We start from the raw sequence: 26,846 nt of genomic DNA on the forward strand, positions 1-26,846 counted from the left end.
GTAATTTTACCTCATGATGCATGGTATTATGATTCGTGACAACTCTTTCCAAATGCACTATTCCGGTGCCCTTTTCTGGAAGGAAAAATCGATTTTGCTCATTAGTGATGTCCATTTGGGAAAGGTTTCCCATTTTAGAAAATTTGGTGCAGCGGTACCCCAACAAGCGATACAAAAAAATTTTACGGCCATGGATGAGGCTTTGGAAACCTATCTTCCCAAAACCGTCATCTTTTTGGGCGACCTCTTCCATTCGCACCTCAACAATGAGTGGAAACTGTTCGAAGCTTGGGTAACATCAAAAACAATGGATTTTATTTTGGTTTCGGGGAATCACGATATTATATCCCCCTTAAAATACGAGGCTTTAAAAATTCAGATTCTTTCGGAGTTACTATTAGATGGTTTTTTACTCACACATCATCTGGAGGAACGGGAAGGTGCATTCAACTTTGCAGGACATATTCATCCTGCAATCCGATTAAACGGACTGGGAAGACAATCGGTTCGTCTGCCCTGTTTTTATAAGACCAACAACCAAATGATTTTACCCGCTTTTGGGGAGTTTACGGGATCTTATACCATGGAGCCCTGTGAAGATTGTGAGGTTTTCGCCCTATTGGGTGATGCCGTATTACCCGTTCCCATTAAGGAAGTGAAGAAAAAAAGGAAATATCGGAAATAGCTCTTTTCTTCTTGTTTTAAACTAATGAATATCCCTGGATACATGTACTTTTGACTATGACAAAAAAAGGATTTTCCCTTCTTAACCTAATATCTGTAATTGGGGTTATTGCAGTAAACTATAGTGCCCAAATCTTTTCATTCAATAACACGACTATTGGGGAAGTAAGCCAGCGATATGACAATCTCTTTACACCGGCCAGTTACGCCTTCGCTATTTGGGGCCTTATTTTTTTAGGGTTATTGGCATTTTCAATTTTTCAAGTAAGAAGGGCCTTTTATTCCGATAAGGAAAGTCCGTTCATAGAACAAACTGGATTTTGGTTTGCCTTGGCCAACATTTTAAATGGTTGTTGGGTATTTGCCTTTTTGTACGACTCTGTTGGGTTTTCCGTATTGATAATGTTCGGAATCCTACTCTCGCTAATCAAAGTCATCTTGAATACCAACATGGAACGATGGGATGCCCCTATTGCAACCATTGCTTTTATATGGTGGCCAATTTGTCTTTATAGTGGTTGGATTACGGTGGCCACAGTAGCCAACGTATCCGCCTATTTGAGTAAAGTAAATTGGGAAGGTGGTCCATTTTCAGAAATTACCTGGACATTGATAATGATAGCAATAGCCGTTTTAATCAATCTTCTAATGATTTGGAAGCGTAATATGAGAGAGTTCAGTGCAGTGGGTATTTGGGCTTTGGTGGCTATTTTTGTTAGACATCAAGATACATATTCGACCATTGCCTATACTGCGATGGCAGGTGCACTAATTCTTACCATTGTTTCTATGATTCATGGGTATAAGAATAGACATACTAATCCGGTCTATAAACTAAAACAACGTCTTCAAAAAACTTAACTTAAACCATACTCTTTATATCGTTTGCCCAGGATGGGTAGGTAAATATGGTACTTTGTAAATTGTCCCCGGTCATTTTTTGATTAATTGCCATCGTGAAAATATTTATGGTTTCACCGGCTTTGGGCCCTAAAAGATGGGCTCCAACGAGTTCTCCGGTACGTTCGTTCATGATAATTTTATAAGCATATAACGGTGCATTTATCCTTCTCGCATTAAACCAATTAGGGACTACCTTATAGTTGACAATTACATTCTTATATCTACGCTTGGCCTCTTCTTCAGAATATCCAACAGATGCCAAATTGGGCAAGGTAAATACCACAGAAGGAATAATGGGGACGTCCAAGGACTTGGTGTTCCCGTTTAGTATGTTTTCCGATGCCACATAGCCCTGTCTTCCGGAAAGTGGTGTTAGTGGTAGATTCTTGTCGGATACATCCCCACAGGCATACACTCTGGAATTTGAAGTACTTTGAAGATAGGAATTGGTGGTAATTCCTTGTTCATCAAAAGCCACATTTCCCTTTTCCAAATATAAGTTGGACAAGGCCGGAACGCGGCCGGTAGTATTGAAAACTAATTTTGTCTTAATCGATTTTTTGGAATTCTTCACTTCATAGGTAAGTTTATATTTTTTTGATTTTTTCTTAAGCGAGGTAGGTTTAGCGTTAAAAATAAATCGAATGCCCAATTTTTCGGAATAGTCTTTCAGTTCTTTGGTCAAATCTTTATCGAAGGGGTGTAAAATTGAATCTCCTCTATCCAGAACAACAACCTTGGAACCAGCCCTTGCAGCCATGTGTGCAAATTCCATCCCCACATATCCGGCACCGAGAAATGTAATGTGTTTAGGCAATTTTTTCAGCGTTAAAAAATCATCACTTACTTGCAAATATCCATTCCCATTGAAGGATAGTTTTCTTGGTTCATGACCTGTGGCAATGATTATGGTTTTAGCCGTGACCCTTTTTTTTCCAACGGATAGTGTTTTCTCGTCAATGAATTTTGGGGACTGATGAAATAGGGTTATTCCCAAATCACTGAGCATTTTCTCTGTATTTTCGGGAACGGGCTCCGTAAACTCGGTTTTAAATTTTTGTAGTTTCTTCCAATTTATGGTTAACGGCTTTACAATTCCTTTCTTCTTGAGATTGTTTGCCTGTTCAACAGCTTCGGTTGCTCCCAATAGCACTTTTTTTGGATCGCAACCTCGATTGGCGCAAGTACCCCCAAACGCTCTTTTTTCCGCAATTGCCACTTTTTTTCCCGCCTCCGCACAAGCTTTGGCGACCGTCTGCCCCGCAATTCCACTTCCAATGACAAATACATCAAACTTTTTTGAGTCCATTTAAATACATTTTAAAAACACCGTCTCCTTATATAATTACCGAACAAATGCTCAGGAATAATTCAACAATAGGGTGTTCGGCTTTTAAGCTTTTACAATTTCCGATTTTTTTGAGGCACTAACTGACCCATATTCGATAAAAATGAATGGTATCCATTGCCTGTGTATCCTTATATTTGCAAAAATTTTTTTTGTTGAAGGCATCCCAAATCCAACAAGTTTTTGGACAGTCTCCCCAACTAGGGAAACTGCAGGATACTATTTCCCAATTTCAAAATTCAGATAATAAAGACACTTCTAAAATTGGCCTAAAAGGATTAACGGGTTCCTCCCTCTCTTTTGTGCTTTCCGAGATTTACGGAAAACAGGAACGTCCTTTTTTGGTGATATTGAACGATAAGGAGGAAGCTGCGTATTTTCTAAACGATCTAGAACGAATCATTGGTGAAGACCATGTTCTTTTCTATCCGGGTAGCTATAGACGACCCTATCAAATCGAAGAGACGGACAATGCCAACGTGCTGCTACGTGCGGAAGTGCTAAACCGAATCAATTCCAGAAAAAAACCGGCACTAATAGTTAGCTATCCCGATGCGCTTTTCGAAAAAGTTCTGACAAGAAAGGAACTGGACAAAAACACCTTGAAAATGAAACTGGGAGATACCCTTTCCCTTGATTTTTTAAATGAGGTCCTGTTCGAATATAAATTCAAGAGAGTGGATTTTGTTACCGAGCCAGGGGAATTTTCGGTACGTGGCGGTATCGTAGATGTGTATTCCTTTTCGAACGATGAACCCTACCGAGTGGAGTTTTTTGGAGACGAAATTGATAGTATCAGAACCTTCGATGTAGAAACCCAACTTTCTAACGATAAGGTAAAAAGCATTTCCATTGTACCCAATATGGCCAACAAGTTCCTTGTAGAACAGCGCCAAAGTTTCCTGACCTATGTTGCCTCCGATACATTGGTATATACCAAGAATACCGACTTGCTTTTAGGCAGACTGGATGACTTTTTCGAAAAGGCTAATGAAGCTTTTTCAAAACTGTCCGAAGATATAAAACATGCCAGCCCAGAGGAGCTGTTTATGAGCGGAGGTGCATTTAAGGAGCATCTGCAAAATTTCACTGTATTGTCCGGGGACATTTCAAAAGACGACCAAAACGTATTTGAATTCAACACAAAACCACAGCCTTCATTCAACAAGAAGTTCGACCTACTTATCGATAACCTCAATAGTTACAGGGAGAAAGGATATACGAATTATATTCTTTGTGCGAGCGAACAACAGTCTAAACGATTTCAGGACATATTTGAAGAGGTAAACGAAAAAGTCCATTACCAGACCATTGTCTTTCCCTTGTACCAAGGTTTTGTGGATGATGACCTTAAACTAGTCTGCTATACCGACCATCAGATTTTTGAACGTTATCATAAATTTCAAATAAAAAATGGCTACTCCAAGAAACAGTCCATCACCTTAAAGGAACTCAACAAACTGGAAATTGAGGATTATGTGACCCACATAGATCATGGAATCGGGAAATTTGGGGGACTCCAAAAAATTGAGGTGGAGGGCAAAAAACAGGAGGCCATTAAACTAATGTATGGTGAGCGCGATATTCTTTACGTGAGCATTCATTCGCTCCACAAAATATCCAAATTTAACGGGAAAGATGGTGCCGTTCCCAAAATCTATAAACTAGGTTCGGGCGCCTGGAAAAAAATTAAGGATAAGACCAAAAATAGGGTCAAGAAAATTGCCTTTGACCTAATCAAGGTATACGCCAAACGAAGACTTGAAAAAGGATTCCAATATGCGCCGGACAGTTATCTACAAAATGAGTTGGAAGCCTCCTTTATCTACGAGGATACTCCTGACCAAAGTAGTTCTACTGAAGATGTAAAAAAAGACATGGAAAGTGAACGCCCCATGGACCGACTTATCTGTGGAGATGTTGGTTTTGGCAAAACGGAAGTTGCCATAAGAGCGGCTTTTAAGGCCGTGGACAATGGGAAACAAGTAGCTGTTTTGGTACCTACTACCATTCTTGCTTTTCAACATCACCGCACCTTTACCGAAAGATTAAAGGAAATGCCCGTTACCGTAGATTATCTAAACCGTTTTAGGACTGCCAAGGAAAAAAGGGAAACCCTGGAGAATTTGGGCAATGGTAAAGTGGATATTATCATTGGCACCCATCAACTTGTAAATAAAAATGTAAGGTTTAAAGACCTAGGATTGCTTATTGTAGATGAGGAGCAAAAATTTGGAGTTTCTGTAAAGGATAAACTCAAATCCATTAAGGAAAATGTTGATGTACTCACCTTGACCGCAACCCCAATTCCACGAACCCTACAATTTAGTTTAATGGCAGCCAGGGACCTTTCCGTTATCAATACCGCCCCCCCGAACAGATATCCCATAGAGAGTCAGGTGATCAGATTCAACGAGGACACCATAAGAGATGCCGTGAGTTATGAAATTGAGCGGGGGGGACAGATTTTCTTCATCCATAACAGAATAGAAAATATCAAGGAGGTTGCCGGCATGATTCAGCGGTTGGTTCCCGATGCCAAAGTAGGCATTGGTCACGGCCAAATGGACGGTAAAAAACTGGAAACTTTAATGTTAGGTTTTATGAATGGTGAGTTCGATGTGTTGGTGTCCACCACCATCGTTGAAAGTGGTTTGGATGTAACCAATGCCAACACCATTTTCATTAACAATGCGAATAACTTTGGTTTAAGTGACCTTCATCAAATGAGAGGTCGTGTAGGGCGCGGTAACAAAAAGGCTTTCTGTTATTTTATCACTCCACCCTATGAGGTAATGACTACGGATGCCAGAAAGCGTATTGAGGCCTTGGAACAATTTACGGAGCTCGGCAGCGGGTTCAATATTGCCATGAAGGATTTGGAAATACGAGGTGCGGGAGATTTATTGGGCGGTGAACAAAGTGGGTTTATCAACGATATAGGTTTTGAAACCTATCAAAAAATATTGGCTGAGGCCATTGAGGAACTTAAGGAAAATGAATTTAAGGAACTCTATGATGAGGTAGAAGGGCCACACGAAAAAATTTATGTAAAGGAAACGCAAATCGATTCCGATTTTGAACTGATGTTCCCGGATGATTACATCAACAATATCACGGAACGTTTAACACTTTATACCAACCTGAATAAAATAGAAGACGAAGAAGGGCTGCAAAATTTTGATAAACAACTTATCGACAGGTTCGGGGAATTACCTTCCCAAGCCGAGGATCTATTGAATTCTGTACGTATCAAGTGGATAGCCAACGGTATAGGGTTGGAGAAAATTGTCATGAAACAAGGAAAGATGATCGGTTATTTTATCAGTGACCAGCAATCGGATTTTTATCAAACCAAGAATTTTACCAAGGTATTGCAATATGTTCAGGCACATCATCAAAAATGTAAAATCAAGGAGAAAAAGACCCGAAATGGATTACGCTTGCTACTCACTTTTGACAATATTACGAGTGTTGACCAAGCTTTACAAGCGCTGCTTCCTTTTAAAGGCAACAAACCAAGTGAGAATGCAACGCAACTTCAGCAGTAAAATGAATTTAGTCTAATAATTGTTACTTTCATCAGATTAAAGGAAGTTTGACCCAACAATTGAAATATCTTAGCAAATCCCCCTGAAAAACCAAAAAAATAGCCATTAGAAACTTTTTAGAATGAAATTTGAAATATCGGAAAAACTGGCCATCGTAAGGGTTATCGATTCATTGATCTATGCCGATGGTATTGTCCATGAGGGGGAAATCAACGCGTTTTCAAAACTGATGGAACTGTTAGATTTTGATGCCAATTTTTTAATTCAGGCCAGGAACTTGGACACCGTACAAAGCATGGCAATCGTTAAAAACTTTTCCTCTAAGAAAAAAGGCCTTCTTGAAAATCTTATGGACGAAGTTGCCAAAGCCGATGGCTTTGTACATCAAAAGGAGATTGAAATGATGGAAAACGTGTTATCGGTCATTAGACTTGATTCAAAATCAAGTAAAATCAAGAATACCTATACAAATATATTACCTTAACTTGTAGCTCATTTTATTCGGTCAACAAATCCATATTAGGGGATGAGTGATAAAATAGGACTTAAAGAAGCTATGTCGATTGGTATCGGCGGAATGGTCGGTGGTGGCATTTTTGCCGTTCTTGGACTTGCCGTTTCCTTAGCAAAAGGTGGAACACCTATAGCCTTTCTCATTGCCGGAAGTCTAGCACTGTTAACTTCGTACAGTTATACCAAATTATCCTTGGTCTATCCGGATAGAGGGGGCACGGTAAAATTCATTAATCAAGGATTAGGGAAAAATATTTTCAGCGGAGGTCTAAACAATCTTCTTTGGATAAGTTACATTATCATGTTGGGCCTATATGCCTCGGCATTTGGCTCCTATGCCCCGAATCTTTTTTCCTTAACGGAGGACACCAATCTGGACACCCATATTTATTCCAGCGCCATTGTAATTCTGGCAACGGCCATCAACTACTACAGCATTAAAGTGGTTAGCAAAATAGAATCATATGCGGTCATTATAAAGCTGATAATTCTCATTGGTTTTATCGGGGTGGGTATTTATGGATTAATCGGTAACCCTAATTTAGATCAGTTGAACTTGAAAAGTTGGGAAGGACCTATAAACCTATTAACAGGGGGAATGGTCATTTTTGTAGCCTATGAAGGGTTTGAGTTGATCGCCAATTCCGCTTCGGACATCATTGAACCCAAAAAAAATATTCCTCGGGCCTACTACTGGTCGGTCCTTTTTGTAATACTACTTTATATCATTATTGCAGGAGTTACCATTGGATCCTTACCTTTTAAGGAAATTACAAGAGCGGAAGATTATGTATTGGCAGAAGCAGCAAGACCAACATTAGGGCAAATCGGTTTTACGATTATGACCATTGCCGCATTGATTTCAACATTTTCCGCTATTAATGCATCACTTTATGGAGGAAGCAGGGTTAGCTATGAAATTGCAGAAGATGATGAACTTCCACACGAACTTACCAGTCAATTTTGGAATCAACCCATAGGTTTAATTATCACGGCCGTTTTAACGCTGATTTTGGTAAACAGCCTTGAATTAGAGAGTATTTCCACTTCTGGCAGCGTTGGTTTTCTATTGATATTTTCCGTGGTAAATTATAGTGCCTATAGACTATCATCAAATATAAAAGCCAATAAATTGATTACCCTTTCAGGGTTTACCCTCTGCTTAATTGCTACCATAGTCCTAATCATCCAACAATATTCAGACAATAGACTTGGGGTAATCGTTTCAATTTCAATTATCTTTAGCTGTTTCCTTATGGAATTCATTTACAAAAAATATAAAAAACAATCATGAAGACTTCTACTAGTTGGCTCCTGAAAGATTCGTTTTTAGTCGTAAGCCTGGCATTTTTAATATTCGTATCCTGCAAAACGGAAAAGAAAAATGAAGATAACAGTACCGCTAAAATTTCGGTGGTTACCGAATCCACAAAAAAAAGAATCGATTCCACCCTACAGGCATTTGTAATTTCTGGCAACATTGCCGGTGTTTCGGCCCTAATTTACGAACAAGGCCAAGAAGTATATTTTAACGCTTTTGGGTACGCGGATAAAGAGGCTCAAGAGCACATGGACAGAAATACGATTGTTCAAATTTATTCCATGACCAAACCTATTACGGGAACCGCGCTCATGACCCTTTATGAAGAAGGAAAATTTGAGTTGGACGACCCTATTACGAAATATGCTACTGAATATTCCAATATGGAAGTTTATACCGGAGTCGATGAAAATGGAAATGTTGTCACCGAACCCTTGGACAGACCTGTGACCATTAGGGATGTCACTAGACACACGGCAGGGTTTCCAAACAGACCGAACATTCCAGGGCTTAGTGAACTATTAGCCGATGCCGATGCCATGAACCGGGAGAACACCTTGACCCAAATGGCCGAAAAAATGGGTGGCGTACCCTTATGGTTTCAGCCAGGTACCCAATGGGAATATGGTCCAAGTGTAGATGTACAAGCCTTGTTGGTAGAAAGGATTTCCGGTGTGCCCTATGGAGAATATGTCCGCAATCATGTTTTAGATCCCTTGGAAATGACTAAGACCCGTTACTATATTCCCGAAGAAGACCGAGAGGATTTTGCAAGGCTTTATATTAGAACGGGCGAAGGCGAACTTGTAAAGGACTCCGTAACGTACAGCAATTACACGGAACATTGGCCACTAACCAGAGGAGGGTCTGGGTTAACCTCTACTCTGGACGATTATATGAAGTTTGCCCAAATGCTTGTGCACGATGGAAGCCTGGATTCAGTAGAAATTTTAAAACCAGAAACGGTTAAACTGATGGCAACCAACCAATTGGCCGATAGTATAACCGAAAGGTCCTGGTTACCTTCAAAAGGTCAAGTAGGATTTGGAATAGATTTTGCCGTACGTGTAGCTCCGCCTGCAAACGCAGAAGAAAACCATGGTGTAGTTGGTGAATTTTATTGGGATGGAGCAGCCAGCACACTCTTTTGGGTGGACCCTGTGAATAAATTGACCGCCGTAATGTTCGTTCAATTATTTCCATATGATCAAATAGGATTACATAAAAAATTTAGGGATGCCGTTTATGGCCCTTACAAAGGTGAAAATGCCAAATAACGATTAAAATACATTATGAAATTATTTCAGATTATCATTGCATTATTGTTTACAGTTGGAGTACAATCCCAGCATACAGTCTCCGGTAATTTCTCCCCGGCCAGCTCTTTTAGATATCTAATGGTATACCAACTAGAACCAAATGGCATGCAATATGTTACGGACACTGGCATAAAGGATGGGCAATTTGCGTTTACCCTGCCAAACTCTGTTTCTCCTGGAATATATAGGCTGGTTTACGGTGTACCTCAAGATGATTATTTTATAGATCTTATCTACAATTGCGAGGAGGATATTGTATTTAATTTTGATTTGGAATCCGGTATCAAAATAGTTAGCTCCGAAGAAAACAGTCTTTACCACAATTATTTTTCGGATATCGATCAAGCCAAGAATAAACTGATGGATTTCTATAGTAACAATAGGTCCAATGAAAATGAATATATGAATTTGGTCGGTAATTTGGAGCGGGTCCAAGAGCATTACGAATCAAAATCCAAAGAAACTATATCCAATACATTTGTTGAAGCGAACCAATATTATTTACCTAAGAAATATATAGCGCTTAATGAGTATCTGGTAAAAAAGAAAAGCCACTATTTTGACCATATAGACTTTAAAAATACTACCCTACAAGCCTCCGAATTCTTTGCGGACAAGATATTGAATTACATGTTCTGGGCAATTCCCCCTGGAACAACCGAAAGAAAGGACCTCGTGAACGAAATCAAGAAAAACATCGATTTTCTTTATACAAAGTTGGATGTGGTACCGAAAGCACTGCAGGTAAACCTGTGGAATAAGGCTTGGCAAAAGGCAAATGAAAGTAAGGTATATGAAGTATCTGACTACATTTTTGACTCCTATCTGAAAAAACTTGCCATAGATACCGGTAATGAAAATCTAATTACCAATCTTGAAACCCAAACGAGACTTCGTATTGGTGCCGTTTCACCAGAAATAACATGGAAAGAGAACGGAGAGGAAAAATCATTATCACATTTGACCGGTGCCTCAAAGTATCTCCTTATTTTTTGGAGCAGTACCTGTTCCCATTGTTTAAATGAATTACCCATTCTGTATGAAGAACTAAAAAACATTAAAGATGTAGAAGTACTTGCCGTGGGCTTAGAGGACAATAAAAAAATCTGGGAAAGCACTATTCCAAAGTTAGCTGATTTTCATCATGCCCTTGCCCTAGGAAAATGGGATAGCCCATATGTAAAGACTTTTGCCATTCAGCAGACTCCAACCTATTTTATAATGGATAAGAACAAACGCTTCCTGGATAGACCTGAGGACGTTAATGCAGTTATTAAATCCTTAAAGAGTGATTAGGTTAAAGTGTTTTTAAGTCCTTGATGGTTTTAAAAGCAATATCTACCTGTTCGTCATTTACGAGTATGGTAAATTCATTCGTAGTAGAAATCACTTCGTAAAGAACAATTCCCTCCCAAGCCAATCGTTGAAAAATAAAGTAATAAATCCCTGGAACGGAAACATTTTCCGCTGGTAGTTTTACTGTAATGGATGAAAGGTTTTCTGCTTTCTGGGTACACTTTTCGTCCTTAAACAATTTTTGGACCGTAGCATCCATAACGTTGCTGATAACAATATTTATTTCATTTACCCCTCTACTGGAGGTATAGAACACATCCTGATTATCATTGATTTCCTCCAATAACTTGGCTTGATGTACAAGAATTTTATCGGATGCGAGAAAAGTATAATCCGTTAAAGAAGAACGGACGGTAATTTCTCCTATATTTTTCAAGACCTTCAAAATCTTATGTGTGGCCCTGAATTCAAGATCATCGGACAATCTTTTGAGTGCCATTACAATAGCACCATTTCTAATATCCTTCCCGAGTTCAGATTCTATCTCAGGTTTTACAATTCTGGAAAGTGAGGTAAGGTTGATGATTCCTTGTGCCAAAGCGCTTTGTAAAAAAGGCTTCTTTTTAATGTAATGTTCTACTACGGATGATATGGTTTTCATAAATCTTGATTGATTTACGCAAATATAACAACTTGTTATAAATAAAACAAAATGTTTTTAAATATTATCCCATAAAATTAATAGGATACTTAAAAATGATAGAAGGCCGATTCCAAATGCTCCACCTCCAAAGTCCCTTTTTGTTTTAAAATAGTAATGATATCAAATCGGATTTCAACATCGAGATCTTGTGAGGTAACATAATGATCAGCGGCCATGACCAAAAGTTTAATTTTCTTGGGAGTAACCGTTTCTGCTATGTTTTCCAAGAATTTAGAACTTCTGGATCGCACCTCCACGATGGCCAAAATACCATTCTTTTGGGCTATAATATCTACCTCGGCTTTAAGGTATCTGTAGTTTTGATAACAGATATTATAGCCCTTTTCTATAAGATAATTTTTGGCTATCCGCTCACCTTCCTTACCAAATTCATTATGCTTTCCCATAATATTCTTTAAATGAGTGTATTTCGTCGAAAAAATACGGTTTTTGACGTTTTTAAAAATTGAACACCCTAATTTCGGCTGTCGGTCAACGAAAATATACAGGTAAATATACTATCTAATATTTCGTTTCGTTAAATAGAAGCCCCAACTCTATAGAACGTAACTTTTTATAACGCCCTTTTTAAGACTATGGAATATTTCATTAATTGTAATACTTCTACTCTTGCGCCTCATAATGTTCCATTAGACCAGCTTAGAGCTTCGCATTTGTATAGAAGATTAGGATTTAGTGCATCCGTTGACACCATTAATCAGGCAGTTGGTCAGAATGCAGGTACACTTGTGGATTCTTTGGTAGACCAAGCAATCAACATGCCTCCATTAGCAGCTCCCACTTGGGCAGACTGGACCAATGCCAACTACCCGGAAGACGACGATGCCAGAAGACAAGTACGCAACCAACAACAATCAGAGTTCCGGTTAGATTATGCCAATGGCATGCTCAACAATAACCTCAGAGATCGGTTAAGCTTCTTTTGGAGCAACCACTTTGTTACGGAACTGGATGTTTATGACTGTAACTCTTTCTTGTATTACTATATTAATTGTCTACAACGAAACGCCATTGGTAATTTTAGGGATTTTACCAGCGAAATTGGTTTAACCAGCGCAATGCTTTACTATTTGGATGGTGTTTTCAATAATGGTAACAATCCAAATGAAAATTACGCTAGAGAGCTTTATGAGCTTTTTACGCTCGGTGAAGGAAATGGTTATACGGAAGAGGATGTAATTGAAACCGCACGAGCGCTCACAGGGTATGTGGAACGTGGCGAAGTGGGTTGTACGCAAGTAACGTTTAGGGCAGACCGGCATGATGCCGGAACGAAAACCATTTTTGGTCAAACCGGAAATTGGGGTTATGATGATGTCATTACCATTTTGTTCCAACAGCGACCCAATGAAATCGCAGAATTTATCTGTAGGAAATTATATGAGTTTTTCGTTCATCCAGACTCTAGGGACGAAGCCAACAATGCGCAGGTAATTATAGACGGCATGGCGGCTACTTTTTTAGCCAATGACTTTGAAATAGCCCCTGTTTTAAGGCAATTGTTCAAGAGTCAACACTTTTTTGACGACGAAGCCATTGGTGTCATCATTAAAAGCCCCATAGACTTTTATTTCAACACATTAAAGGAAACCAGCTTTGCCTACACGGATACTACCGTTAGCGAAATGCTAAACTATAGTAGACTGTTGAGCCAAGAATTGTTTGATCCTGTTGACGTTGCCGGTTGGCAAAGGGATAGATCCTGGATCAATACGAACTTCATTATTGGTCGATGGTTAACTATTGAAAGCATGTTGGAAGCATTTTATCAGGCAGACGATGAACAGTTCAGGTCCTTGGGATTGTCTATATCGGGAAATACCGGATTAACCAGTAACAATCCTGATGAAGTTTCTAGACTAATTATTGATTTTATCCTACCCAAAGGTCTTCTGAACGATGGGGAATATCAAAAAGCCTACGATATCTTTAGAAGTGATGTCGAGGATGTATATTACGAAGGAGGAAATCAAGTATCATGGACCTTGGCCACATGGCCAGCGGCTCCCTTCCAAGTCTATCTATTACTTCAATATTTGGCGAGACAACCTGAATTTCAACTAAAATAACACCTACGACTATGTGCGATATAAACCACAATTCTCCTCATAAAGGCCTACAACACGATGGCCATGATCAAGAACATCAGATCTGGAGCCGACGTTCCTTTTTGCAAGCATTAGGAATCGCCGGTTCCGGTTCCATGATGCTAGGCGCCAATATGCTTACGGCTTCAGGGCCATCCCCGTTATCTGCAGGTATTGCAGCAGCCGAAACCGATAATATTCTAATATTGATACGCTTATCCGGAGGCAACGATGGATTAAGTACCGTCATCCCTATAGAGCAATACGATAGTTATGCCAATGCACGTCCCAATATTTACATTCCGGAAAGTAAAGTATTAAAACTTACGGATGAATTTGGAGTTCCTTCCTATATGAGTGCCTTAGAACCCATGTGGGGCGAAGGCCAATTCAAGGCTGTCCACGGGGTTGGTTATGAAGGTCAGAGTCTATCTCATTTTACTGGGTCCGACATTTTTGCGAATACCGATTTGGCTACCACCGGATTTAGCGGTCTAAATACAGGTTGGATGGGTAGACATTTTGAAAACATTTATCCAGATTACCTAGTAAATCCACCAGCAGCCCCTGCGGCCATACAAATTGGACAATTTGGTAGTTTGGTGTTTCAGGGCGAGGAAACCAATTATGCATTTGTCACCTCAAACATCAATCAATTGGAAGAGATTGCAGAATCCGGAGTTGTATACGGTTTGGACGATTCTCTTTTTAATGATTGTATGTATGGCGACCAATTGAAATTCTTGAGAGGAGTTGCCAATACCACCTACGAATACTCTGGTTTAATCCATGAAGCTTACGAACGCGGTGATGCACTGGGATGTGGTGTAGAGTATCAAGATAACGGCTTTGCAAGACAATTATCAGTTATTTCCAAATTGATTAAAGGGAACTTAGGAACCAAGGTATATATGATATCCATGGGTGGTTTTGACACGCATGGCAACCAACCTTTGGCCCATGAAAGATTAATGTCCAATCTTTCCATAGCTATCAACAGTTTTTATGAAGATTTAGCCTGTACAGAACAGGACAATAAGGTTCTAAGTATGACTTTTTCCGAGTTCGGCAGAAGAATCTTTGAAAACGGTTCTAATGGTACTGATCATGGCAAGGCCGCTCCTACCCTATTTTTTGGTTCTGGCTTAAATGGCAGTGCGTTTGTAGGTGACCACCCAACCTTGGACAATCCAGATGGAAGAGGAAATCTGGAATACACTATGGATTTTAGGGATTTATATGCCACAGTATTGGCAGAATGGTTATGTGTAGACATTCCGTTAGTGGAACAACATTTATTGGACCATCCTTATGCGCCGGTAAATTTAGGTTTCAATTGCAGTGGTACGGATTTTCCGGATATCGTTTACAGTGATGGTGAAGTAACACCTCCGACACCACCAGGAGAAGAAGGTACAGATCCCGCGAATCCAGATTTGCTTAATACCATTGTACATAAACCATTCTATCCAACGGATAGTACCCCGCATATTTACCTGGAAATGCCATTCACGGCGCAGGTTGATATACAACTTTATAACATTCTTGGACAACATGTAGGCACAGTCTTCAACGAAATGATGCTGGAGGGGTCCACAGAAATCAATATACGAGAGCGCGTGCCCAAGCAACTATCTACCGGCAAGTACATTTATAGAATTAGTGTACAAAATCAAAAGATGAGTAAGTCAGTAATGGTCGCTTAAACGGTTTCCCCACATGTTACTTAACCTTCGGTACTACTAAATTGGTATACCGAGGGTTTTTCTTTTTTAAAAAACAGGTCTTTTACGGGCTTAAAAATCTTTATTTTTGTGGCTTAAATTATTTTGATGTCCACAACAAAAACACCCAAAAGATATACAATTACTGCAGCCCTTCCTTATACCAATGGCCCTATACATATTGGACATTTAGCTGGGGTTTACGTACCTGCGGATATCTATGCAAGATACTTAAGGCTCATAGGAAAAGATGTTGCCTTTGTCTGTGGAAGTGATGAGCACGGAGTGGCCATTTCAATGAAAGCTAAAAAAGAAGGTATTACTCCCAAGGATGTCATCGACAAGTACCATGGAATAATAAAACAGTCTTTTGAGGACTTTGGAATCACCTTTGACAATTACTCCAGAACATCGGCACCTATTCACCATAAAACCGCATCGGATTTCTTTAAAAAATTATATGAGCAGAATGATTTCATTGAGGAAACAACCGCTCAATTATATGATGAGGAGGCCAAACAATTTTTGGCGGACCGATTCGTAATCGGTACTTGCCCAAAATGCGGAAATGAGGAAGCCTATGGAGACCAATGTGAAAACTGCGGTTCTTCCTTGAACGCCACCGATTTAATCAATCCAAAATCTACCATCTCCGGATCAATTCCAACAACCAAAGAGACGACACATTGGTTTTTACCGTTGGACCGATATGAAGATTTTCTTAGGGACTGGATTTTAAAAGGCCATAAAGACGACTGGAAACCCAATGTTTATGGGCAATGTAAATCCTGGATAGATGGTGGTTTGGAGCCACGGGCGGTAACCCGGGATTTGGACTGGGGCATACCCGTTCCAGTAAAAGGTGGCGAAGGCAAAGTACTATACGTATGGTTCGATGCCCCTATCGGTTATATATCATCTACCAAAGAATGGGCAGAGAAAGAGAACTTGGATTGGGAGCCCTATTGGAAGGACAAAGACACCAAACTGGTCCATTTTATCGGAAAGGATAATATCGTGTTCCACTGCATCATTTTCCCGTCCATTTTAAAAGCCCATGGCGATTATATTTTACCGGAGAATGTTCCCGCTAACGAATTCCTCAACTTGGAAGGCAACAAACTATCTACCTCAAAAAATTGGGCCGTTTGGTTACATGAATACCTTTTGGATTTTCCAGAGATGCAGGATGTGCTCAGATATACCCTAACGGCAAACGCTCCGGAAACCAAGGATAACGACTTTACTTGGAAAGATTTTCAAGCAAGGAATAATAACGAACTGGTCGCAATTCTAGGTAATTTCATAAACCGGGTCGTTGTTTTGACCCATAAATATTATGGAGGACAAGTGCCCACTCCAGAAGCTTTTTCAGAGGTGGACAAGGAAACCTTGGCCGAGCTTAAAAAGTATCCTGAAATTATCTCCAGTTCCCTTGAACGATATCGATTTAGGGAAGCCGGGCAGGAACTGATGAACCTTGCGAGATTAGGGAATAAATATTTGGCAGATGAGGAACCATGGAAAGTAATTAAGGAGGATGAGCAACGCGTTAAAACAATAATGTTCTTAGCCCTTCAAATTGCTACTGGATTAGCCGTTTTGAGTGAACCCTTTTTACCTTTTACATCGGATAAGCTTAAAAATATCCTAGCTGTCCGGTCGAGCGCAGTCGAGACCTCGTGGAACGATGTATCCTCCAAAGAAACCCTGCTACCTTCAGGACATCAAATAAACAAGGCCGAATTACTCTTTAGAAAAATAGAGGATACTGAAATACAGGCACAGCTGGACAAACTGGAGGCAACTAAAAAAGCAAATCAACAAGAAAACAAAACACTTATGCCACAAAAAGATACGATTACATTTGATGACTTCTCCAAATTGGACATGAGAGTGGGAACAATTGTTGAAGCGGAAAAAATGGCAAAAACCAAAAAATTATTGGTCTTAAAAGTTGATACAGGATTGGATGTACGCACCATAGTTTCAGGTATTGCAGAAAGTTTTACTCCAGAAGAAGTTGTGGGCAAAAAGGTTTCCGTTCTGATCAATTTAGCGCCTAGGGCATTACGTGGTGTAGAAAGTGAGGGCATGATTTTGATGACGGAAAACAAGAAAGGTAAATTAGTCTTTGTGAATCCTGACGAAGATGGGATTGGAAATGGAATTGGGATTAATTAAAGTATCCATTAGAAATTTCAATTTATGAATAACACCAAAGATTCCGATTTGGTACAATATATTATACTTCATACGCAGCTTCCTGAAAAAGGAATACATAATACCATCAAACTTTTAAATCAAGATAGTACCGTACCCTTTATCTCCCGATATAGAAAAGAAGCTACAGGTGGATTGGACGAAGTCCAAATTGGAAGTATTGTCCAATTCAAGGAACAGTACGAAGCACTGGAAAAAAGAAAAAAAGCTATTATTAAAGCGGTTGAAGAACAAGGCCTTTTAACTCTAGAGCTTAAAGCAAAATTTGAAGCGGCTACAGATTTGACCCTTCTTGAAGATTTATACCTTCCGTTTAAAAAGAGTAAAAAGACCAAGGCTGAAGTTGCAAGAAAACAAGGCTTGGAACCTTTGGCCAAAATTATCATGGCGCAGCGTTCGGACAATCTTATGTTTACGGCCTCCAAATACCTAAGCTCAGAAATTAAAAATGAGGACGAGGCCTTGGAAGGGGCACGCCATATTATAGCGGAGTGGATTAATGAACGAACGGATATTAGAAATCAAATCCGTAACCAATTGGAGCGATATGCCCTTATCACAACAAAGGTTGTTTCCTCAATGAAAAAAGAGGAAAAAGCTCAAAAATATCGGGATTACTTTGACTGGAGCGAACCGCTAGATCGTTGTCCGTCGCATCGCTTATTGGCCATTTTACGTGCCGAATCAGAAAAATTTATTCGTGTAAAAATAGACTTAGATGATGAACGTCTTTTGGAACGTATTAAAAACCGAATCATAAAGTCCAAAAATAATTGTGCTGAGCAAATCGAATTGGCAATTACGGACGCTTATAAAAGATTGCTGTTTCCTTCTCTTTCAAACGAACTACTAAAAAAGGCCAAGGAAAAAGCCGACGATGAAGCGATTGCCGTTTTTTCTAAAAATCTACGGCAATTACTATTAGGCGCGCCTTTGGGCGAAAAACGAATTTTGGCAATCGACCCAGGTTTTAGAACAGGTTGTAAAGTGGTGTGTTTAGATGAACAGGGTAACTTGTTGCATAATGAAACCATTTACCCACATGCGCCACAAAATGACACTTCAGGGGCCATAAAGAAATTAAGTTCACTCGCCAATGCCTACAGGATTGAGGCCATTGCTATTGGAAACGGAACGGCCTCCAGGGAAACAGAGCGTCTCGTAAAAAAAGTAGCATTTAAAAACCCTATAGAAGTTTTCGTTGTAAGTGAGGCCGGAGCTTCTATTTACTCAGCTTCCAAGATTGCACGAGAGGAATTTCCAAATTATGATGTAACGGTCAGAGGTGCGGTTTCGATTGGTAGAAGGTTGGCAGACCCCTTGGCGGAATTGGTGAAAATTGACCCGAAATCAATTGGTGTGGGACAATACCAACATGATGTAGACCAATCAAAATTGAAGAAGTCCTTGGATATGGTGGTAGAGAGTTGTGTTAACTCCATTGGCGTAAACATCAATACGGCTAGTGTCTCCCTTTTAAGCTATGTATCCGGAATCGGGCAGAAATTAGCAGAGAATATTGTATCCCATAAAAAGGAACATGGCGCCTTTAACAGTAGACAAGAAATTTTGAATGTACCGCGTTTGGGAGGCAAGGCCTTTGAACAAGGAGCTGGATTTCTACGCATCAAGGATGCCAAAAACCCATTGGACGACTCTGCCGTGCATCCAGAAAGTTATTCCGTAGTTGAAGAAATGGCATCCGATAAGAAGAAAGGCGTTACGGAACTCATTGGCAACAAAACCCTGTTACAAGAAATTGATTTAAAAAATTATTGTTCAGAAACTATAGGGCTTCCAACCTTAAAAGATATCCTTTCAGAGCTCGAAAAACCAGGCTTGGACCGAAGGGATAAAGCCAAGATTTTTACTTTTGACCAAAACATAAAATCCATTTCCGATGTAAGGGAAGGGCAGTTATTGCCCGGTATCGTAAACAACATTACCAATTTTGGGTGTTTTGTGGATATCGGTATTAAAGAAAGTGGACTTATTCATGTATCAAACCTAGCCGATACTTTTGTAAAAGATGTCAATGCCCATGTTAACCTACATCAACAGGTTATTGTGAAGGTATTATCGGTAGATATCCCAAGAAAACGAATTCAATTGAAATTACATAAGTAAGACTTTTGTAACTTTTCGGGATGCTTAAGATTGCCAATCACCCTATTTACAAACATCCGTTACCAGAGGGGCATCGGTTCCCCATGATAAAGTACGAGTTACTCCCCAAGCAATTGCTATATGAAGGAACTTGTACGGAAGAAAATTTCTATGAGCCTGATATCCCTAACGACAAGTATATTGTTTCTGTCCATGAACCCGAATACTTTTATGACCTGCTGAATTTAAAAATACCCCATAAAGAAGCGAGAAAGATAGGATTTCCGTTAAATGAAACCTTGATCCAACGGGAAAGAACAATTGCGGACGGTACCATGAAAGCTTGTGAATTTGCGTTGGAACATGGTATTGCCATGAATATCGCCGGAGGCACACACCATGCTTATAGCAATCGAGGAGAGGCTTTCTGTATGTTGAACGACCAGGCAATCGGCGCTAGATATTTACAGGCCAAAAATTTAGCCCATAAAATATTGATAGTGGATCTCGATGTTCATCAAGGTAATGGTACGGCGGAAATATTTCAGGACGACACATCCGTATTTACGTTCTCCATGCACGGAACAGGGAATTACCCCTTTAAAAAGGAACGGTCAGACTTGGACATTCCCTTAGAAAAAGGAACTCAAGATAAAGAATATCTCTCCATTTTAAGGAATACTTTGCCAAGGCTTATAGAGGAACAGCAACCAGATTTTATTTTTTACCTCTCCGGTGTGGACGTATTGGAAACCGATAAATTGGGAACATTGAGCATGTCCTTGGAAGGTTGTAAACAAAGGGATAGTTTCGTCCTGAAGACCTGTAAAGAAACAGAAATCCCGGTTCAATGTAGCATGGGCGGAGGATACTCTAAGGACATAAAGACAATTATTGAAGCGCATGCAAACACATTTAGGTTGGCAACGGATATCTTTTCATAGAAGTATTCTTTTATCAGATTTTCTTACCATTCCTACTTTTAAAAAGGAAATGAGTTAAGCTTTTAAGCTATTCAACCTTTGAAAGGTTTGGTTTTTTAATACTTTAGAAGCCTTAAAACAAAAAATTGAGATACTTAGTACTTACCTTTTTATTTTTTCTGTCTATTCAGTCTTACGGACAATCAAAAAAACTAGACACTATCGATACCCGATGGAAAATGTTAACCTATGATATTGGAAATGTGTTTACTGGGGTAGGATACTCCTATACAAGGCCTTTTCATTGGAAAGGCAAACAATGGGCTGACTTTGGTACCGTGGTTGGTGGTACAGGTCTCGTTTATCTTTTCGATGATAATACGTCTCGCTTTATAAGAAACAACAGAGAAGGAGTTCCTAGATGGTTACGTGATTATGGAGAACTTTATGGAAGTCCTGAAAATAATTATATAGCCACCACAGGTGTCTATTTAACAGGTCTTTTTCTAAAGGATGAAAAACTAAGAAGAACTGGAGTTCTATTGATTGCATCTGCTACTTCGGCCGGACTTTTACAACAAGTCCTAAAGTCAGTTGTAGGTAGAGCCAGACCCTTGGCAGAACTTGGAAAGGATACTTTTGATCCTTTTAATTCCAGTAGGAATTTCCATTCCTTTCCTTCGGGTCATGCCATATTAGCTTTCACTAACGCCTATGCCATCGCGAAGCAATTTAAAAACCCATGGATCAAAGCTGGGATTTACACCGTTGGTGCAATTCCGGGCATTTCCAGAGTTTGGGACGGGCAACACTGGTTTAGCGATATGGTCTTTGCTTTTGCCATTAGTATTGCGACCGTAGAATCCATTGATAGATATTTGGATTCCAAGTACGACCAAAAATATAATAATCAAAGTAAAAAAGTTAGCTGGAACCTTACTTTTGGGCCTGGTCAATTAGGACTCAATCTGAGGTTTTGAAGTTTACTTAGCGAAATAAATATATATTCCCACTACGATTACCACAACCATAAGGCCCGCCTGTTTTACATACTTATAAGGCAATATATCTACCTGTTCCGTATATTTTAATTCGAAAGCCTCCTTCCTAGGATAGAACTTACCTATGACCAACATGATTATGCAGTTCATCAAGAACAAGATGGCCATTACATGCAAATAATGCGGGTAGGCATCGGCCTCTACCAAGGATAACTGGGCAGGGTCAGTAACCCCAGCGTTCTTGGCCTCCTCCAAAGCATTCCCGATAAAATGGGGCTTCATAATAAATTGACTAACGATATAAAGGGCAGAGCCTAGGAATATTCCAATTTTGGCGGCAATGGCGGGAACCCGCTTTGTTAAATATCCCACCACGATGATGGTAAAAATAGGAATACTATAAATTCCGTTAATTTCCTGAAGATAGTTAAAAAGGCTCCCTGCGTTTGCAATCAAGGGAGCGATGAACATAGCCGCTAGAGCCAAGCAAATTCCAAAAATCTTACCGTATTTCACCACGGTTGCTTCGGACGCATCTCTGTTAATGTGTTGCTTATAAATATCGATCCCGAACAAGGTAACCGAACTATTAAGCACGCTATTGAAGGAACTTAATATAGCCCCGAAGAGAACCGCAGCAAAAAATCCAACTAAGGCTTTTGGTAAAACCGCGCGAACCAATTCAGGGTAGGCCAAATCACTTGATGCCAATCCTCCCTCAAAATAATAAAAGGCAATCATTCCTGGCAGTACAAGTATGATTGGACCTAAAATCTTTAAAAATGCCGCTAGGAGAAGACCTTTCTGACCTTCGGCCAAGTTCTTGGCCCCTAAAGCCCTTTGAATTATTTGTTGATTGGTTCCCCAATAAAACAACTGCACCAACATCATGCCGGTAAAAATCGTAGCAAAAGGAACTTCCTGGCCCTTTTCCCCCGTAGAATCGAATCGTTCCGGATTGGAGCTAATCAAAACATCCAGACCTTGGGTAACACTACCATCGCCAATGGCCATCAATCCAAAAACAGGAATCATAATACCACCAATGATAAGACCTATCGCATTGATACTATCCGAAACGGCAACTGCCTTCAATCCGCCAAACACGGCATATATTGACCCTATAATCCCTATGCCCCAAATACAGTAAACCAAGGCTGCTGATTCTGAAATATTAAACATTCCGGGAACATCGAACATACCACTGATCGCAACAGAGCCGGAATAAAGAATTACGGGAAGTAACACCACTACATAACCTGTCAGAAACAAGGCTGAGGTAATCGTTTTTGTTGCAACATCGAATCGTTCGGCCAAGAACTGGGGAACCGTGGTCAGTCCGCCTTTCAAATACCTGGGCAATAAAAACACTGCTGTGACCACCATGGCCATTGCAGCAAGGGTTTCCCAAGCCATAACCGATAAGCCATCCTTATAGGCACTACCGTTAAGGCCAACAATCTGTTCAGTGGATAGATTGGTAAGTAATAGGGATCCTGCAATAACTCCAGCGGTTAAGCTTCTACCCCCTAAAAAGTAACCGTCAGAAGATTTCTCATTTGTGCTTCGTGTAGCATACCAGGCGATGATCGCCACAAGTAAGGTAAAGCCAAGAAAGGAAAATACAGCAAGAAAATCCATAAAGAGGGAAAATTAGTCGGTTAATTTAGTTTGTTTTTCATCCTAAATCCTGTTTTTCAATCCATTATTGATGATTACTTATGAATTGACAGGAGGGTAAATTATGAAATTCACACAAAAGGATGGCAACTAATATAATACATACAATTATAGTGGGCGCATTTTAGCGATTAAATAAGGAAAACTTTTGTTACATTTAAAAAATAACAACCAATTGTCATTCTATATGAAACGTCTTTTCCAATTGTCCCTTGTGCTTTTTTCTCTATGCCTAACTGCACAAACAAATTCAATAAAAAACAGTCCAGCTCTTATAGCCGCTAATCCATCCTCACAGGGAATGTCCCCGGAAAGATTGGATAGAATTGACCTGATGTTGAAAAACGAAATCTCAAAAGACAATTTGCCCGGGGCAGTAGCACTTATAGCTCGTAACGGTAAAGTAGTATTTCATGAAGCGTATGGGATGGCTAATTCTGAAAAAGGAAAGGAGATGGAAAAAGACGCCATTTTTAGAATCGCATCACAAACAAAGGCTATTACCGCTACGGCCGTAATGATTCTTTGGGAGGAAGGTAAGTTCAAATTGGACGACCCTATTTCAAAATATATACCCCAATTTGAAGCGGCTCAGATATTGGACACATTTAACGAAGCCGACTCTACCTACACAACCAAACCCGCAGAAAATCAAATTACAATAAGGGACCTCATCACACATACCTCGGGCATTGGCTATGGAATGATCGATGGCGACGAACGTTTTAGAAAAATATATGCCAAAGCAGGAATCATCGATGCCTTCACTTCTAAAAAGATACTAATCGGGGATAATATAAAAAAGCTGGCTACCCTACCCTTGCACCATGAACCAGGCGAAGCATGGACTTATAGCGAGGGTCTGGACGTACTTGGATATTTAATAGAAATTGTTTCAGGTATGCCCTTTGACGAATTTTTAAGTACGCGAATTTTTGAGCCCTTGCAGATGAACGACACTTATTTTTATCTGCCAAAAGAAAAAGCGGACAGATTGGTTTCGGTTCAATACAAAGATGGGAACAAATGGAAAAATTTTAGCACACCCGTTTTTGAAATAGACTACCCCAATAGCGGAGGAACTTTCTTCTCGGGCGGTGCTGGTTTATCCAGTACCGCTAAGGATTACGCCACTTTTCTTCAAATGTACTTAAATGGCGGAGAATTAAATGGGAAACGACTTTTGAGTAGAACTACCGTTTATAGCATTTTAAGCAATCAAATTGGTACTATTTGGGATGGAGGAAAGGATTACGGCCTTGCTTTTGAAATTGTAAATGAAAAAGGCGCCATGTCCGGTGGTGAAGGTAGCGAAGGCACGTTTAGTTGGGGAGGATACTTTAATACCCAATATTTCGCGGATCCCCAAGAAAATATAATAGGCATCATTATGAAACAGACTCAAGGCCCTGTAAATGATTATACGGGTTGGAAATTTAGACAAATGGTCTTTACGGCTATTGATGATTAAAATATAAAGTGCACTTACACGTTAACCAATAGATCATTTAATCATCCATAGATAAAAATCGCCATTAATTCTAAAAATTAATTTATGAAAAAACAATTCGTATCCATTGTACTAGTATTGGCTAGCCTAAGTGTATCGGCACAGCGTTTAAAAACCCAAGAAGGAGATTTTAAAAACCTTAAAGGAATAGACACCTATAGCCTAGTTTTTGATTATACTGATGTGCAAATACCCAAATTTGACAACGAAGAAGCTTTCCTAAAGGATAAAATGGACAAAAGGGAAGAAAAAAAGGCAGGCGACGGGGAACGTTTTAAAAACGATTGGTTCAACGACCGGCCAGATAAATATCACCCAAAATTCATTGAATCGTTTAATAAGAGATTTGATGATAATGAATTAAGCGTATCGGAAGATGCTGCGGAGTATACCATGAAAATCCACACTACTAAAATATACCCTGGGTACAATGTTGGAATTGTTAGGCACAATGCAGAAATCGATGCTACTGTCATAATCTATGAAACAGGAAATGAAAACAATATTCTATTTTCCGGAAGTTACAGGGATGTACAAGGAAGTGGGGCCATGGGTTACGATTATAATTCGGGCTATAGAATTTCCGAGTGTTATGCAAAACTCGCAAAAAACATGGCAAAAGAATTCAACAAAAGAGTCTTATAAATTTTTGTATGGCCTATAAGTAAACGCTGGTTATGATTGACCGGCGTTTTCTTTTTCCATATCCGTAATATGGGCCACAGTTCGCACTAATCGATGATGATTCTTTACGAAAGGATTTGATCTATCCCATACATACCCGGCCAATACCGAACAGATCTGCTTTTTAATAATCGGATTTTCTGAATCTGTAAAGAATATTTTCTGCAAATTCCCGGTATACCATTCCTTCACATAGGTAGAAAAAACATCGACACCCTCTAACATATATTGGGAATACTCGGTTTCCCAGTCCACTCTTTCTCCGTTTAGCTCTCTAGCAATGAGTTGTGCAGAAAGGTGGGCAGATTCTGTGGCAAAAGTTACGCCCGAAGAAAATACAGGATCTAAAAATTCCGCACTATTTCCTGTAAGCACATAACCTTTTCCATATAATTGTTTTACGGATTTTGCTATGTTCTTAATCATTTTAGGTTCAAATTCATATGGCAGGCCATCGAACCTATCGTTATAGTGGGTACTTAATTTCATCATTTGACGTAACCGTTCTTCGGTGGTTCCCTCAAAAGATTCTAAATAGTCGGTCGGTCCTACATAACCAATACTGGTATACCCATTTGAAAACGGAATAACCCACAGCCAGGTCTCTTGACTTACGATATCAAAAGTAATTCTATGACCCTCCCAACCTTCGGGTTTTCTTACATCCTTGACATGGGTAAAAATAGAAGAATGTTTAGGGATTACAGAAGGTTTTTCCAAATCTAACAAACGCGGTAACACCCTGCCGAATCCGCTGGAATCGATAATAAATTTGGCTTCAATTTCAGAAATTGTACCCTCCTTGTCCACGATGGTTGTCCGGGAATGATTTCCGTTGAAACTTACTCCGGTTACTTCTTTTTCAAATTCAACATCTACTCCTCGTTTGAGAAGCTCATCGGTCAACGTTTTATCAAACTCAGCCCTTGGAACTTGCCATGTCCAATCCCAACCTTTGGTATGTTTTTTACTGAAATCGAACTCACAGACTTTTTTACCTTGTAAAAATCTTGCCCCCGTTTTAACTTCAAAACCCTTCTCTTTTAGACAATCCATTAACCCTACAGCCTCGAAATGATCCATACATCTAGGTATAAGACTTTCCCCTATCACAAACCTTGGAAACTTATTTTTCTCCACTACCTTGACAGAAAAGCCTTTATTGAAGAGATAGGAAGCTGCAACGGAACCGGAAGGTCCCGCACCAATAACCAACACATCTATTTTTTCTTCTTTCATTGTAGGATTA

At 39.7% G+C, this 26,846-nt stretch carries 20 protein-coding genes; 15 read left to right on the plus strand and 5 right to left on the minus strand.

From position 1 onward, the window contains the following. Positions 1–13 precede the first annotated feature (13 nt). Positions 14–685, plus strand: a complete 672-nt coding sequence (pdeM, locus tag PP182_RS02835; RefSeq protein WP_272649810.1) for a ligase-associated DNA damage response endonuclease PdeM — start codon at positions 14–16, stop codon at positions 683–685. 56 nt (positions 686–741) lie between these two features. Beyond that, positions 742–1,545, plus strand: coding sequence for a tryptophan-rich sensory protein (locus PP182_RS02840; RefSeq protein WP_272649811.1), 804 nt, complete (start codon positions 742–744; stop codon positions 1,543–1,545). Position 1,546: 1 nt separating this feature from the next. Here the strand turns inward: PP182_RS02840 and PP182_RS02845 are convergent, their stop codons facing one another. After that, complete coding sequence (locus PP182_RS02845; RefSeq protein ID WP_272649812.1) at positions 1,547–2,896, minus strand: dihydrolipoyl dehydrogenase family protein; 1,350 nt, start codon at positions 2,894–2,896, stop codon at positions 1,547–1,549. 146 nt (positions 2,897–3,042) lie between these two features. On the opposite strand from PP182_RS02845, the gene mfd reads away from it, so the two are divergent. The 5 genes from mfd (at position 3,043) to PP182_RS02870 (ending at position 10,935) form a co-directional block, all read left to right on the plus strand. Then, complete coding sequence (gene mfd, locus PP182_RS02850) at positions 3,043–6,486, plus strand: transcription-repair coupling factor (protein ID WP_419197720.1); 3,444 nt, start codon at positions 3,043–3,045, stop codon at positions 6,484–6,486. Between the two features lie 121 nt (positions 6,487–6,607). After that, complete coding sequence (locus PP182_RS02855) at positions 6,608–6,970, plus strand: tellurite resistance TerB family protein (protein WP_272649814.1); 363 nt, start codon at positions 6,608–6,610, stop codon at positions 6,968–6,970. A gap of 42 nt (positions 6,971–7,012) precedes the next feature. Further along, the gene (locus PP182_RS02860) at positions 7,013–8,293 is read left to right on the plus strand and encodes an APC family permease (RefSeq protein WP_272649815.1); all 1,281 of its coding nucleotides are present in this window, start codon (positions 7,013–7,015) and stop codon (positions 8,291–8,293) included. Beyond that, positions 8,290–9,597: a serine hydrolase domain-containing protein gene (locus PP182_RS02865; RefSeq protein WP_272649816.1), complete on the plus strand. Its 1,308-nt coding sequence runs from the start codon at positions 8,290–8,292 to the stop codon at positions 9,595–9,597. Before PP182_RS02860 ends, PP182_RS02865 begins: the two co-directional genes overlap by 4 nt. Before the next feature lie 15 nt (positions 9,598–9,612). Then, on the plus strand, positions 9,613–10,935 hold the full coding sequence (locus PP182_RS02870) for a TlpA family protein disulfide reductase (protein WP_272649817.1): 1,323 nt from the start codon (positions 9,613–9,615) through the stop codon (positions 10,933–10,935). A 1-nt stretch (position 10,936) separates the two neighbouring features. Here PP182_RS02870 and PP182_RS02875 read toward each other — a convergent pair whose 3' ends face one another. Both PP182_RS02875 and PP182_RS02880 read right to left on the minus strand, forming a co-directional pair. Then, entirely contained in the window at positions 10,937–11,596 is a 660-nt protein-coding gene (locus PP182_RS02875; RefSeq protein ID WP_272649818.1) for an aspartate kinase, read from the minus strand. A gap of 89 nt (positions 11,597–11,685) precedes the next feature. Then, entirely contained in the window at positions 11,686–12,045 is a 360-nt protein-coding gene (locus PP182_RS02880; RefSeq protein WP_272649819.1) for a YraN family protein, read from the minus strand. 189 nt (positions 12,046–12,234) lie between these two features. On the opposite strand from PP182_RS02880, the gene PP182_RS02885 reads away from it, so the two are divergent. The 6 genes from PP182_RS02885 to PP182_RS02910 all read left to right on the plus strand — a co-directional run bounded on the left by PP182_RS02885 (position 12,235) and on the right by PP182_RS02910 (position 21,702). Further along, the gene (locus PP182_RS02885; protein WP_272649820.1) at positions 12,235–13,728 is read left to right on the plus strand and encodes a DUF1800 domain-containing protein; all 1,494 of its coding nucleotides are present in this window, start codon (positions 12,235–12,237) and stop codon (positions 13,726–13,728) included. An 11-nt stretch (positions 13,729–13,739) separates the two neighbouring features. Next, entirely contained in the window at positions 13,740–15,452 is a 1,713-nt protein-coding gene (locus PP182_RS02890; RefSeq protein ID WP_272649821.1) for a DUF1501 domain-containing protein, read from the plus strand. Positions 15,453–15,578: 126 nt separating this feature from the next. Next, complete coding sequence (gene metG, locus PP182_RS02895) at positions 15,579–17,654, plus strand: methionine--tRNA ligase (RefSeq protein WP_272649822.1); 2,076 nt, start codon at positions 15,579–15,581, stop codon at positions 17,652–17,654. A 24-nt stretch (positions 17,655–17,678) separates the two neighbouring features. Then, complete coding sequence (locus PP182_RS02900) at positions 17,679–19,820, plus strand: Tex family protein (RefSeq protein ID WP_272649823.1); 2,142 nt, start codon at positions 17,679–17,681, stop codon at positions 19,818–19,820. 20 nt (positions 19,821–19,840) lie between these two features. Then, positions 19,841–20,743 carry a histone deacetylase family protein gene (locus PP182_RS02905; RefSeq protein ID WP_272649824.1) on the plus strand — a complete coding sequence of 301 codons (903 nt, stop codon included), beginning with the start codon at positions 19,841–19,843 and terminating at the stop codon, positions 20,741–20,743. Positions 20,744–20,868: 125 nt separating this feature from the next. After that, complete coding sequence (locus tag PP182_RS02910) at positions 20,869–21,702, plus strand: phosphatase PAP2 family protein (protein WP_272649825.1); 834 nt, start codon at positions 20,869–20,871, stop codon at positions 21,700–21,702. Positions 21,703–21,705: 3 nt separating this feature from the next. Here PP182_RS02910 and PP182_RS02915 read toward each other — a convergent pair whose 3' ends face one another. After that, a complete protein-coding gene (locus tag PP182_RS02915; RefSeq protein WP_272649826.1) occupies positions 21,706–23,364 on the minus strand; it encodes a solute:sodium symporter family transporter in 1,659 nt (552 codons plus the stop codon). A 226-nt stretch (positions 23,365–23,590) separates the two neighbouring features. On the opposite strand from PP182_RS02915, the gene PP182_RS02920 reads away from it, so the two are divergent. Both PP182_RS02920 and PP182_RS02925 read left to right on the plus strand, forming a co-directional pair. Then, positions 23,591–24,874, plus strand: a complete 1,284-nt coding sequence (locus PP182_RS02920) for a serine hydrolase domain-containing protein (RefSeq protein WP_272649827.1) — start codon at positions 23,591–23,593, stop codon at positions 24,872–24,874. Between the two features lie 84 nt (positions 24,875–24,958). Further along, positions 24,959–25,558 (plus strand): hypothetical protein, encoded by a 600-nt coding sequence (locus PP182_RS02925; RefSeq protein WP_272649828.1) that lies wholly within the window; start codon positions 24,959–24,961, stop codon positions 25,556–25,558. 30 nt (positions 25,559–25,588) lie between these two features. On the opposite strand, the gene PP182_RS02930 is transcribed toward PP182_RS02925, so the two are convergent. Further along, positions 25,589–26,836 carry an NAD(P)/FAD-dependent oxidoreductase gene (locus PP182_RS02930; protein WP_272649829.1) on the minus strand — a complete coding sequence of 416 codons (1,248 nt, stop codon included), beginning with the start codon at positions 26,834–26,836 and terminating at the stop codon, positions 25,589–25,591. Positions 26,837–26,846 lie beyond the last annotated feature (10 nt).

It is taken from the genome of Maribacter sp. PR1 (assembly GCF_028464145.1).
In the GTDB taxonomy this organism is placed as follows: Bacteria; Bacteroidota; Bacteroidia; order Flavobacteriales; family Flavobacteriaceae; genus Maribacter.

Bases quoted from the DNA above. Each gene is read 5' to 3' on its own strand.
- PP182_RS02880 (WP_272649819.1), bottom strand. From the start codon at position 12,045: ATGGGAAAGCATAATGAATTTGGTAAGGAAGGTGAGCGGATAGCCAAA.
- PP182_RS02930 (WP_272649829.1), bottom strand. From the start codon at position 26,836: ATGAAAGAAGAAAAAATAGATGTGTTGGTTATTGGTGCGGGACCTTCC.
- PP182_RS02845 (WP_272649812.1), bottom strand. From the start codon at position 2,896: ATGGACTCAAAAAAGTTTGATGTATTTGTCATTGGAAGTGGAATTGCG.
- PP182_RS02875 (WP_272649818.1), bottom strand. From the start codon at position 11,596: ATGAAAACCATATCATCCGTAGTAGAACATTACATTAAAAAGAAGCCT.
- PP182_RS02915 (WP_272649826.1), bottom strand. From the start codon at position 23,364: ATGGATTTTCTTGCTGTATTTTCCTTTCTTGGCTTTACCTTACTTGTG.
- PP182_RS02855 (WP_272649814.1), top strand. From the start codon at position 6,608: ATGAAATTTGAAATATCGGAAAAACTGGCCATCGTAAGGGTTATCGAT.
- PP182_RS02905 (WP_272649824.1), top strand. From the start codon at position 19,841: ATGCTTAAGATTGCCAATCACCCTATTTACAAACATCCGTTACCAGAG.
- pdeM (WP_272649810.1), top strand. From the start codon at position 14: ATGATGCATGGTATTATGATTCGTGACAACTCTTTCCAAATGCACTAT.
- PP182_RS02900 (WP_272649823.1), top strand. From the start codon at position 17,679: ATGAATAACACCAAAGATTCCGATTTGGTACAATATATTATACTTCAT.
- PP182_RS02870 (WP_272649817.1), top strand. From the start codon at position 9,613: ATGAAATTATTTCAGATTATCATTGCATTATTGTTTACAGTTGGAGTA.
- PP182_RS02890 (WP_272649821.1), top strand. From the start codon at position 13,740: ATGTGCGATATAAACCACAATTCTCCTCATAAAGGCCTACAACACGAT.
- PP182_RS02840 (WP_272649811.1), top strand. From the start codon at position 742: ATGACAAAAAAAGGATTTTCCCTTCTTAACCTAATATCTGTAATTGGG.
- mfd (WP_419197720.1), top strand. From the start codon at position 3,043: ATGGTATCCATTGCCTGTGTATCCTTATATTTGCAAAAATTTTTTTTG.
- PP182_RS02885 (WP_272649820.1), top strand. From the start codon at position 12,235: ATGGAATATTTCATTAATTGTAATACTTCTACTCTTGCGCCTCATAAT.
- metG (WP_272649822.1), top strand. From the start codon at position 15,579: ATGTCCACAACAAAAACACCCAAAAGATATACAATTACTGCAGCCCTT.
- PP182_RS02925 (WP_272649828.1), top strand. From the start codon at position 24,959: ATGAAAAAACAATTCGTATCCATTGTACTAGTATTGGCTAGCCTAAGT.
- PP182_RS02920 (WP_272649827.1), top strand. From the start codon at position 23,591: ATGAAACGTCTTTTCCAATTGTCCCTTGTGCTTTTTTCTCTATGCCTA.
- PP182_RS02860 (WP_272649815.1), top strand. From the start codon at position 7,013: ATGAGTGATAAAATAGGACTTAAAGAAGCTATGTCGATTGGTATCGGC.
- PP182_RS02865 (WP_272649816.1), top strand. From the start codon at position 8,290: ATGAAGACTTCTACTAGTTGGCTCCTGAAAGATTCGTTTTTAGTCGTA.